The 9675-nt window shown below is 60.0% G+C and carries 10 protein-coding genes; 5 read left to right on the top strand and 5 right to left on the bottom strand.

Features of this window, described 5'->3' with window-relative positions:
* Positions 1-744: 744 nt before the first annotated feature.
* Both DYL59_RS21915 and DYL59_RS21910 read left to right on the top strand, forming a co-directional pair.
* Positions 745-2472, top strand: coding sequence for an OPT family oligopeptide transporter (locus DYL59_RS21915; protein ID WP_135291044.1), 1728 nt, complete (start codon positions 745-747; stop codon positions 2470-2472).
* A 68-nt stretch (positions 2473-2540) separates the two neighbouring features.
* Positions 2541-3167 carry a glutathione S-transferase family protein gene (locus DYL59_RS21910; protein WP_135291043.1) on the top strand — a complete coding sequence of 209 codons (627 nt, stop codon included), beginning with the start codon at positions 2541-2543 and terminating at the stop codon, positions 3165-3167.
* Between the two features lie 108 nt (positions 3168-3275).
* On the opposite strand, the gene DYL59_RS21905 is transcribed toward DYL59_RS21910, so the two are convergent.
* From DYL59_RS21905 to DYL59_RS21895, 3 genes are all read right to left on the bottom strand, one after another.
* Positions 3276-3638: a hypothetical protein gene (locus tag DYL59_RS21905; RefSeq protein WP_135291042.1), complete on the bottom strand. Its 363-nt coding sequence runs from the start codon at positions 3636-3638 to the stop codon at positions 3276-3278.
* A 108-nt stretch (positions 3639-3746) separates the two neighbouring features.
* Entirely contained in the window at positions 3747-4199 is a 453-nt protein-coding gene (locus DYL59_RS21900) for a DUF3757 domain-containing protein (RefSeq protein WP_135291041.1), read from the bottom strand.
* Between the two features lie 111 nt (positions 4200-4310).
* Positions 4311-5174 (bottom strand): LysR family transcriptional regulator, encoded by an 864-nt coding sequence (locus DYL59_RS21895; protein WP_135291040.1) that lies wholly within the window; start codon positions 5172-5174, stop codon positions 4311-4313.
* A gap of 115 nt (positions 5175-5289) precedes the next feature.
* On the opposite strand from DYL59_RS21895, the gene DYL59_RS21890 reads away from it, so the two are divergent.
* Positions 5290-5898: a LysE family translocator gene (locus DYL59_RS21890; protein WP_135291039.1), complete on the top strand. Its 609-nt coding sequence runs from the start codon at positions 5290-5292 to the stop codon at positions 5896-5898.
* Positions 5899-5912: 14 nt separating this feature from the next.
* On the opposite strand, the gene DYL59_RS21885 is transcribed toward DYL59_RS21890, so the two are convergent.
* Positions 5913-6431, bottom strand: a complete 519-nt coding sequence (locus tag DYL59_RS21885) for a cupredoxin domain-containing protein (RefSeq protein ID WP_238340758.1) — start codon at positions 6429-6431, stop codon at positions 5913-5915.
* Between the two features lie 207 nt (positions 6432-6638).
* Between DYL59_RS21885 and DYL59_RS21880 the strand changes: the two genes are divergently transcribed.
* Both DYL59_RS21880 and DYL59_RS21875 read left to right on the top strand, forming a co-directional pair.
* Entirely contained in the window at positions 6639-8477 is a 1839-nt protein-coding gene (locus DYL59_RS21880; protein WP_135291038.1) for an ATP-binding protein, read from the top strand.
* Between the two features lie 38 nt (positions 8478-8515).
* Positions 8516-9118, top strand: a complete 603-nt coding sequence (locus DYL59_RS21875; protein ID WP_135291037.1) for a hypothetical protein — start codon at positions 8516-8518, stop codon at positions 9116-9118.
* 149 nt (positions 9119-9267) lie between these two features.
* On the opposite strand, the gene DYL59_RS21870 is transcribed toward DYL59_RS21875, so the two are convergent.
* The gene (locus DYL59_RS21870; RefSeq protein ID WP_135291036.1) at positions 9268-9507 is read right to left on the bottom strand and encodes a DUF6124 family protein; all 240 of its coding nucleotides are present in this window, start codon (positions 9505-9507) and stop codon (positions 9268-9270) included.
* Between the last annotated feature and the right edge of the window lie 168 nt (positions 9508-9675).

Raw genomic sequence — 9675 nt, 5'->3', positions numbered from 1 at the left:
GAGTACCCCCTTGTGGGAGCGGGCTTGCTCGCGAAGGCGGTGTGTCAGTCACTTCAATGGGTTGACTGACACACCGTATTCGCGAGCAAGCCCGCTCCCACATTTGACTGCATTTCAACGTTGGATCTGAGGTTATCCAACAGGTGGACCAGGCGGCGGGGCGTTTGCTCAAGGGGGCCCGAGCAGTCAACGCGGCGGCGGATACCTTGAGCAAAGGTAGCCAGGCCTTGAGTGATAACACCGCAAGGTTCCGCCTGAGCTGAGTCCCCCTTGTGGGAGCGGGCTTGCTCGCGAAGGCGGTGTGTCAGTCACTGAATGGGCTGACTGATACACCGTATTCGCGGGCAAGCCCGCTCCCACATTTGCCTGCATTTCAACGTTGGATCTGAGCTTATCCAACAGGTGGACCAGGCGGCGGGGCGTTTGCTCGAGGGGGCCCGAGCAGTCAACGCGGCGGCTGATACCTTGAGCAAAGGTAGCCGGGCTTTGAGTGATAACACCGCAAGGTTCCGCCTGAGCTGAGTACCCCTTGTGGGAGCGGGCTTGCTCGCGAAGGCGGTGTGTCAGTCACTGAATGGGTTGACTGACACACCGTATTCGCGAGCAAGCCCGCTCCCACATTTGACTGCATTTCAACGTTGGGTCTGGGTTTTTAGAGGCTGTGATTACGGCCGGGGATGAACCTTCCAGGCATACAGGGCTCCCTTGTTAGGTCGCCCTGCGCTCTTGCCGAAAGGACTCCGCATGACCTCACTGCCCCAGCCCGTCCCCGTCATCCGTGAACTCAGCCTGCGCGCCGTCGTCACCGGCACTGTGCTTGGCGTCTTGTTGACACCCTCCAATGTGTACGCCGGGTTGAAGATCGGTTGGTCATTCAACATGTCGATCATTGCCCTGCTGGTGGGGTATGCGATCTGGCAAGGCTTGGCCAAACGCTCCACCGAGCAGCTGCCGTGGACCCTGCATGAAAGCAATATCAACCAGACGGTGGCCTCGGCGGCCGCGTCGATTATTTCCGGCGGGCTGGTGGCGCCGATCCCGGCCTACACCTTGTTGACGGGCAACCAGCTGGATGCGTTGCCGATGATCGCGTGGGTGTTCTCGGTGAGCTTCCTGGGCATCTGGATCGCCTGGTACCTGAGGCCGTCCTTACTCAATGACAAGGCGCTGAAATTTCCCGAAGGCATGGCCACACTCGAAACCCTGCTGCATATCTACAACCACGGCCGCGAGGCGGCGACGCGCTTGAAAGTGCTGCTCGGCGCCGCGTTGCTGTCGGGTTTGGTGAAGTGGGTGGACACCTTTATGTGGGCCTTCCCGCGCTGGTCGCCGAGCGCTCAGTTGGAGCGGTTGACCTTCACCGCCGACCCTTCGCTATTGCTGGTGGGGTTTGGCGGCATTATCGGCATTCGGGTGGGCTTGACCCTGTTGCTCGGCGCCTTGCTCGCCTGGGGAGGCCTGGGCCCGTGGCTGTTGGCGCAGCACCTGGTGACCCTGCCCGCCGACAGCAGCGGCCCGCAATTTGCCGCATTGGTGGAGTGGCTGCTGTGGCCAGGGGTGAGCCTGATGGTGTGTTCCACCCTGGCCTCGTTGGCGATTCGGTTATGGGCCTTGTATCGGACCACCCAGTCCGGCGGCGGTACGCCTTGGACGGTGCCCAAGCCCGGGCCTGCTGCCGGTTTTATCCTGTCGATTGTGCTGGTGGTCGGCCTGCAGGCGTTGCTGTTCGGCATCAACCTGTGGATGGCCCTGCTCACCATCCCGTTGGCCATCTGCCTGGCCGCCGTGGCTGCGCGGGTGGTGGGCGCCACGGGCATTCCGCCGATTGGCGCCATCGGGCAACTGTCCCAACTGAGCTTCGGTATCGTCGCGCCGGGGCAGGTGCCGATCAACCTGATGAGTGCCAACACCGCCGGCGGCTCGGCGGGGCAATGCACCGACCTGATGAACGACTTCAAGGTGGGCAAGGCCATTGGTGCTACGCCGCACAAGCAAGTGATCGCCCAGATCCTGGGGATTTTCATTGGCAGCATTGTTGGGGTATTCGCTTACCTGGCGCTGATCCCCGACCCGCAAACCATGCTGCTCACCGAAGAGTGGCCAGCACCGGCGGTCGCTACCTGGAAGGCCGTTGCGCAAACCCTGAGCCACGGGCTGGATTCACTGTCGGCCAGTATTCGTTGGGCAATTGCCATCGGTGGCCTGGTCGGCGTGCTGCTGGGCATCCTGGACAGCACATTACCCGCCCATCGCGCCCGTTACCTGCCCAGCGCCGCTGCATTGGGCCTGGCTTTTGTATTGCCAGCCTCGGTGTCGCTGATGATGGCCTTGGGCGCAGTGCTGACCTGGTGCGTGAGCTGCCGCTGGCCAAGTATTACCGAGCGTTTCGCGATTACGGCGGCGGCGGGGTTGATCGCCGGTGAAAGCATCACGGGGGTAGGGGCATCACTGTGGTCGATGGTGGGTAATTAATCAAAGGCACTCCACAGCGTTGGCGTAGTCTCTTGCAAGACATTCCTTCTCACTCAGTGGAGCCGCCAATGATCACTGTTCACCACCTCAATAACTCCCGTTCCCAACGCATCCTGTGGCTGCTTGAAGAGCTGGGCCTGCCCTACGAAATCAAGCGCTACCAACGCGACCCGAAAACCAACCTCGCGCCGCCTGAGCTCAAGGCCATTCACCCGCTGGGCAAATCGCCGGTGATCGAAGAGGGCGGCCAGGTGCTGATTGAGTCGGCCGCGATCATCGACTACCTGATCCGCCGCCACGGCGCTGGTCGCCTGCAACCGAACCCGGCCACGGCTGAATACGACAAGTACGTGCAATGGCTGCACTTCGCAGAAGGCTCGGCCATGTTGCCGTTGATGCTCAACCTCTACGTAGGCCGCCTGGGTGAAGCCGGGACGCCGCTGCATCCGCGCATTGAATCGGAAGTGGCCAATTACCTGGGCTACCTCAACGACGTGCTCGGGCAGGCGCCTTACCTGTTGGGTGATGAGTTGAGTGGCGCGGATATCCAGATGAGCTTTATCGGCGAAGTCGCCGGGGCCCAGGGCAAATTGGCGGCGTACCCGAACCTGGCGGCGTGGGTCAAACGCTTCCAGGCGCGACCGGCTTACCGCAAGGCGGTGGAGCAGGGTGGCGAGTACGCGTTCGCTAAATAGAGCTTTTGGTAGGCGGGCTTGCGGGTGAGTGAGCAAGCCCATTCACCCCAGGGCGCAACGCGTTAACGAACACGACAGCACATCCAGCGTATTCGCCTGCGCATTGCGTCAGCCCTTGGCCGTGTGCAGCTTGGCCAAGCGCAGGCGCCAGTCGCCGCCGTGCTTGAGCTGGCAGGCTTCTTCGCAGTCGAAATAGACAGGCGCACTCGCTGACAGGTCCGCTTCGGTCAACGCGAGGGCGGTGAGATCGCGCATGCGCGCCTCTTGCCCGCTGGCGAGAGCATGGTCTTTGTTGGCCTGGGTATCGAAAACCCAGATCACCCGCAGGCTGGCCGGGAACGCGTCGTAGTTGACCGTGTGGGTCAGCCACTCAAAGCCTGGGATTTCAGCCTTGGCGGTTTCGCAGGCCTCGGTGAGTGTGGCGACCAGGTTGCGTTCGATACGGGTGGTGTCGCGTTTGGATAAGGCCATGGGGCTCCAAATGTTCAGCACTCTAATGAGAAGGGTCAAAAGGGTAACAGCCATTTGTGGTGAGGGAGCCTTTAAGTGACTGGCATCAGGGCAAACCCGCTTCCCCGCTCACGGCACCACAGTAAACACGGTAAACCGGCACGCCTCCACCGTAGTGGCCCGGCAAAAGTCATCGGCACTCCAGTTCGGCCCAACCGCACGCGGGCGAAACGGGAAGCGCTGGGACATTCTTAAAAACGCAAATTGCTCTGGCCCTTCGTAGTCGCAAGCCACGAAGGAATACTCCGGCTGGCTGGGGCTCGCGGCGACGGTACGAATCGCCGCCGACTCAAAGCTCATCCCCTTGAGGTAATGCTCTTGGGCAAAGGGGTTTTCGCCCTCCCACCCCCCGCCAGGGGCAACGGCGAAATAGCTGTAGCCTTCGGCCTCTTTGGTCTGGTGGATGCTGACTACCGCCGGGCACATGATGGCGCCGCTCTGGGGCGTCACGCTCGACGTGCAGGCTGCAAGGCTGGCCAGCGACGCAATCAACGCTGTGCGAGGGAACAATGGATTGGACATAGTGAAATCCTCGAGGGTTGGGTATTCACTCTGAACACCCGAGCACCGAAGTGGGAACTGTGATTCCTGACAGTTTTACAGATGCGTTCGGCATAACGATTACGACATTGCCTACGCCTGAAGCCTTAGCGCACTGATGATAAAACCATGCAGCCCATTGACCGCCTTGGACCCTCGGGACGCGCGGCTGCGCAGTATCGATACCTCCATGGGCTCGATAGGCCCCAGCCCGTGCTCGCCGCTCAACACCTGGAGCGACGGTTGCACCGTGCACTGGGTAATCGCAGCAATTGCCAAGCCGCCCTCAACCGCGGCCACTTGGCCCGCCAGGCTGGAGCTGTTGTACACCACCTTGAATTGGCGGCCCTGCTGGGCCAGTGAATTCACCGCATACCGCCGTGCCAGGCTGGCACTTTCGTAGACGGCGATGGGCACCGGGTCGCGCCGCCACAGCTCGAACTGGGGGGAGCCCACCCACACCATCGGTTCCTTGAACAAAAATGTCCCACTCTGCGGCGTGTCCCTGGACACCAGCGCCAGGTCCAGCTCGCCACTGCGCACCCGCGGGATCAGGGCGGTCGATTGTTCGCAGGTCAGTTCGATGTCCACGCCGGCGTAGCGTGGTGCAAAGCGTTTCAGCACCGGGGTGAGGTACTTGGCCGCGTAGTCTTCGGCAACGCCCAGGCGGATGCGCCCGGTCAGCGCTTCACCATGGAACGCCGCCTGGGTTTCAGTGTGAAGGGCCAGCATGCGCCGGGCATAACCGAGCAGTGTCTGGCCATCGTCGGTCAGTTGCAGGTGCCTGGGGCCACGGTTCAACAAGGGTCGTCCCAGTGCGGCCTCCAGTTTCTTCATCTGCATGCTCACCGCTGATTGCGACCGGTTGACCTCATGGGCCGCGCCCGACAGGGAACCTGCATCCACCACCGCCACAAAACACTTGAGCCAATCGATCTGCAAATCGCTGGATGGCATCGGGCTGACCTCTATTCGTTAATCGAATGGCTAAGGCCTGAATTATGCGCTTTTCATGCAGAATGTACCCACCGCACCATGCGGGCTTGAATCTACTCCCCCTTTGGACCTGACCATGCCTTTTGACACTTGGTTGCTTTACCTGGTTACCTGCTGCGGCATTGCGGTAGTGCCAGGCCCCAATGCCTTGCTGGCGCTGACCCACGGCGCCATTCATGGGCGGCGCAGAACGCTGTTTACCATCAGTGGCGGCGTGCTCGGTTTTGCCGTGGTGTTGTCGCTGTGCGCCTTGGGCCTGGGTGCGTTGATCCAGGCTTCGGCCACTGGGTTCATCGTGTTGAAGATTGCAGGCGGGCTATACCTGATTTGGTTGGGTTTGGGCTTGTGGCGCTCGGCGCCCATCAGCCTGGATTCGATGGGCGCGTCGAGCTCGCAACGCTGGTCGTTGTTCCGCCAAGGGCTGCTGTCGGCCATTTCCAACCCCAAGGCGCTGCTGTTGTTTACCGCGTTTATTCCACCGTTCCTGGACCCCCACCGAAACCTCATCGCACAAACGGCCGCCATCGCGCTGACCTACGCCGTGGTGGAATTTTGTGTGGAATACCTGGTGGCCAGCGCCGCCAACCGGGTGCGGCCGTGGTTGGCGCGCACCGGTCGGCGCTTCAATAAGGTTTGCGGCGGGTTCTTCGTGCTGTTCGGCTTGGCCTTGCCCATTCACAGTTGACGGCCAGGGGGGCCTTAGAAGTTATCGCCCCAATTGCACAACTTGCTTTCGCCCAACGGCTCCAGGGTGCCTTCGATCTTCCCGACCAACATGCGCTTGAGCGTCACCCCGCACTTGTAGCGGCTGGCGGCGTCAAGCTCATAGTCCATGCCCGCCTGCGGCACAAAACTGAACATGTTGTAGCAGCGGTTCCCAATGTAATGAAAGGCGATGGGCTGCCCGGCAGGTACCAACAGTTCACTCATCACCGTGGCATCCGAATAGCGCTCCACCGGCGCCATGCCCAGGGTTTCGCCGTTGCGGTTCGCAAACCCGTCGCGCTTGGCCACCATCACCCCCGCGCCCGGTAGCCGAAAGTTGACGCAGTCCGACTTGGGCACGCCGCGCACCATGCCATCGCTGATCACGCGCAGGCGCACGGTCTCGCCGCTGGTGGGGGAGGCGTAGGGGGTGGAGAAGGAGCGGACATCGGTGAGTGCGCCGCAGCCGGTGAGGGTGGCGAAGGTCAGGCAGATAAGGGCGGATTTGTTCAAGGGGGGGCTCCATGCGGGCTAACGAGGTTCAATCCCTTCACGCAGGTGAGCCATGGCCGCATCCTGCGCAAAATCGCCAGTGTAATGGTGCCGGTCGCCGCACACACGCGTTCTGTGGTGATCAGCACCGAACGTCTGCCAGCTTCGCGTGGTCATAGCTTTGCTGATACGCTGCTAATAGCCTAATGCCATTCCCTTGGTAGCCCCATGAAAACCCTGCGCACCGCCTTCCCGGCAGCCTTTCCCCGTGGTTCGTCCCACGAGTCGGAAACCGCCCTGTCCGACATCGAATTCCTGCACCGCATTAGCCTCGACCTGATCGGCGAGCAAGACCTGGAAGCCCTCTACGGCAAGATCGTCGACGCCGCCGTGTCCATCACCGGCTCGCAGTTCGGCACCATGCAGCTGCTGTGCCCCCAGGGCCATCCGTCCGGCCATGGCGGCGAACTGCAACTCTTGTGTTCACGGGGCTTGCCACCGGAGGCGGTGGGGTTCTGGCAATGGGTAAGCCCCATGGCCTACAGCAGCTGCACCATGGCCCTACAACTGGGCCAACGCGCCATCATCCCCGACTTCGAACAATGGCCCGACATCGCCAACACCGAAGACCTCAACGCCTTTCGCCGCAGCGGCATCCGCTCGGCCCAGACCACCCCGTTGCTGTCCCGCGATGGCCGCCTGCTGGGCATGATCTCCACCCACTGGAGCGAGCCGCACCAACCGTCCGAACGCGACCTGCGCCTGCTCGACATCCTTGCCCGCCAAGCCGCCGACCTGCTGGAACGCACCATCGCCGACGAAGCCCTGCGCGAAGCCGAAGCCCAACTGCGCGCCCTCAACGAAACCCTGGAGCAACGCGTTGCCGAACGCACCGCCATGCTCATGCAGGCCGAAGAAAAACTGCGCCAATCGCAAAAAATGGAGGCCGTCGGCCAACTCACCGGCGGCCTGGCCCACGACTTCAACAACTTGCTCGCCGGCATCTCCGGCGCGCTCGAACTGATGAACCGCCGCATCGCCCAAGGGCGCCTGAGCGACGTCGACAAATACATGGTTGCCGCCCAAGGCTCGGCCAAGCGCGCCGCCGTGCTCACCCAACGCCTGCTGGCCTTCTCCCGCCGGCAAACCCTGGAACCACGCGCCACCAACGTCAACACCTTGATGTATGGCATGGCTGAACTTATCCAACGCACCGTAGGCCCCGGCATCCAGATCGAAACCCTAGGCGCGATTGATGCCTGGACCGCCTTCGCCGACGTCAGCCAACTGGAAAATGCCCTGCTCAACCTGTGCATCAACGCCCGCGACGCCATGCCCGAAGGCGGCCGCATCCAACTGCAAACCAGCAACCACTGGCTCGACCCCAACGCTGCCCGCGCCTACGACCTGACCGAAGGCCCGTACCTGCGCCTGAGCGTCACCGACACCGGCACCGGCATGTCGCCAGAAGTGATGGCCCATGTGTTTGAACCCTTCTTCACCACCAAACCCATCGGCCAAGGCACCGGCCTGGGCCTGTCGATGATCTACGGCTTTGCCCAACAATCCGGCGGCCAAGTGCACATTCAATCCGCCGTGGGCGAGGGCACCTGCGTGTCCCTCTACCTCCCACGCCATCACGGCGCCGCACCCGCTGATGAGTTAATGGAGGGGCAGGCGACGCTGGAAGTCGCCCAACATGGCGAGACGGTGTTGCTGGTGGACGATGAATCCACCGTGCGCATGCTGCTCGCCGACGTACTGGGGGAGCTGGGCTACACCGTGATCGAAGCGGCCGACAGCGCAGCAGGGCTGACACTGCTGCGCTCGGATGTGCATATTGATTTGCTGGTAACGGATGTGGGGCTGCCCGGAGGGATGAATGGGCGGCAGATGGCGGAGGCGGGGATGGAACTGAGGCCGGGGTTGAAGACGTTGTTTATTACCGGGTATGCGGAGAACGCGGTGATGGGGTATGGGCAGTTGGGGGAGGGGATGGGGGTGCTGACGAAGCCGTTTGCGGTGGAGGTGCTTGGGGGGAGGGTTAGGGAGTTGTTGGGGAGGTAGGCGATATCCCGGAAGTTATGCACGGTTAGGAGATAGTCTTGGAAAAAGTTTCTTTGGGTAGGCAAGAGCTTGAATTGCTCGCCTCAGATCTCGTAAGTTTTTCTGGATTGGATATGTCTAGTTTTAGCATGGTTTTCCTCGCTCAGACTTTGCAGATGCATTTTCGCCGGACCATTAATGTTCACCGTATGATGGATGAAGTTCGATATTTAGAGGGTGTAAAGGGTCGTACGAATACGAAAAAATCTTCGGCCTTTAATAGAGATCCTCTCAAAGGGTTAATGAAAACTCATTTTACCGATGCAAAATTTATCGTGAAAAATATTGGGGTTCATTTCGGGGTTGATAATGGAGGAGGCAAGAAATTAGATAAGTTGATTCGGGATGCAGTTGAAAGAAATACATCAGGCTGGGTAGATGATGAATTTGCTAGCTATATTGCACATGGCATGACTATCGGTGCATATGAAGAGCGCGCAGCTAAGCAAAAAATTACTGGTGAGTGGATCGTTTTTCAAGAGTATGGTGGAAAAAAATATTATCTGACACTGGCTGCTCATAGCGAGGGTGATGAGGTTATTTACGGTAGGGTTCTTGATTGTTATGAAATGGATTTTCCTTTTTTACGTGCATCAGATTGATCGCCATGGTGCGGAAATTGAATGTTTTAAATAATTTGCAGGAATGGGCGGGAAAGGGGGCGGGTCTATTTTTCTATTAAAATAACCCGCTCCTTTTCTAGTATGGCAATTCAGTAATCAAACGAACTAGCACTCTGGGATTCTAGCAGTCAGCCGAAGCAGGGCGCTTCACGGTCTAAAAGCTTCGCTGTAAGTAGCACTCCCAATTCACTAAGTTGGTAAATCGCAAGCGCGGTGTCGCGGTGTTTTCCGCTTAACTCTTCTGACAGATCAAGCAACAGCGTACTGACTGAGCTAAAGGTTTCGTAGCTATTGGTAATGAGGCTTTCGGTACTCGCATCAGGTGCGACGGTAAAGAGCGCGGCAGGTTTGGGTGTGGCTTCGAACATATTCGTAATTCCTGAGTCGGGCTGGACACCTCATCGCTACTAAACGAAAGGGTGGCAGCTGTACGCAGGTTAGTAGACCGGGGAATTACGCAAAGCCGGCGCGCCCGAGGGCGCCCTGCGCACAGCCACCATCAAGCTCCGACAGGAGTGTCAGATTGATGAAGCTCA

This window comes from Pseudomonas kairouanensis (genome assembly GCF_004682055.1).
Classification (GTDB): domain Bacteria; phylum Pseudomonadota; class Gammaproteobacteria; order Pseudomonadales; family Pseudomonadaceae; genus Aquipseudomonas; species Aquipseudomonas kairouanensis.
The sequence above is the reverse complement of the archived record's forward strand: the minus strand, read 5'-3'. Positions and strand labels throughout refer to the sequence as shown.

Bases quoted from the DNA above. Each gene is read 5' to 3' on its own strand.
- DYL59_RS21915 (WP_135291044.1), top strand. From the start codon at position 745: ATGACCTCACTGCCCCAGCCCGTCCCCGTCATCCGTGAACTCAGCCTG.
- DYL59_RS21910 (WP_135291043.1), top strand. From the start codon at position 2,541: ATGATCACTGTTCACCACCTCAATAACTCCCGTTCCCAACGCATCCTG.
- DYL59_RS21905 (WP_135291042.1), bottom strand. From the start codon at position 3,638: ATGGCCTTATCCAAACGCGACACCACCCGTATCGAACGCAACCTGGTC.
- DYL59_RS21900 (WP_135291041.1), bottom strand. From the start codon at position 4,199: ATGTCCAATCCATTGTTCCCTCGCACAGCGTTGATTGCGTCGCTGGCC.
- DYL59_RS21895 (WP_135291040.1), bottom strand. From the start codon at position 5,174: ATGCCATCCAGCGATTTGCAGATCGATTGGCTCAAGTGTTTTGTGGCG.
- DYL59_RS21890 (WP_135291039.1), top strand. From the start codon at position 5,290: ATGCCTTTTGACACTTGGTTGCTTTACCTGGTTACCTGCTGCGGCATT.
- DYL59_RS21880 (WP_135291038.1), top strand. From the start codon at position 6,639: ATGAAAACCCTGCGCACCGCCTTCCCGGCAGCCTTTCCCCGTGGTTCG.
- DYL59_RS21870 (WP_135291036.1), bottom strand. From the start codon at position 9,507: ATGTTCGAAGCCACACCCAAACCTGCCGCGCTCTTTACCGTCGCACCT.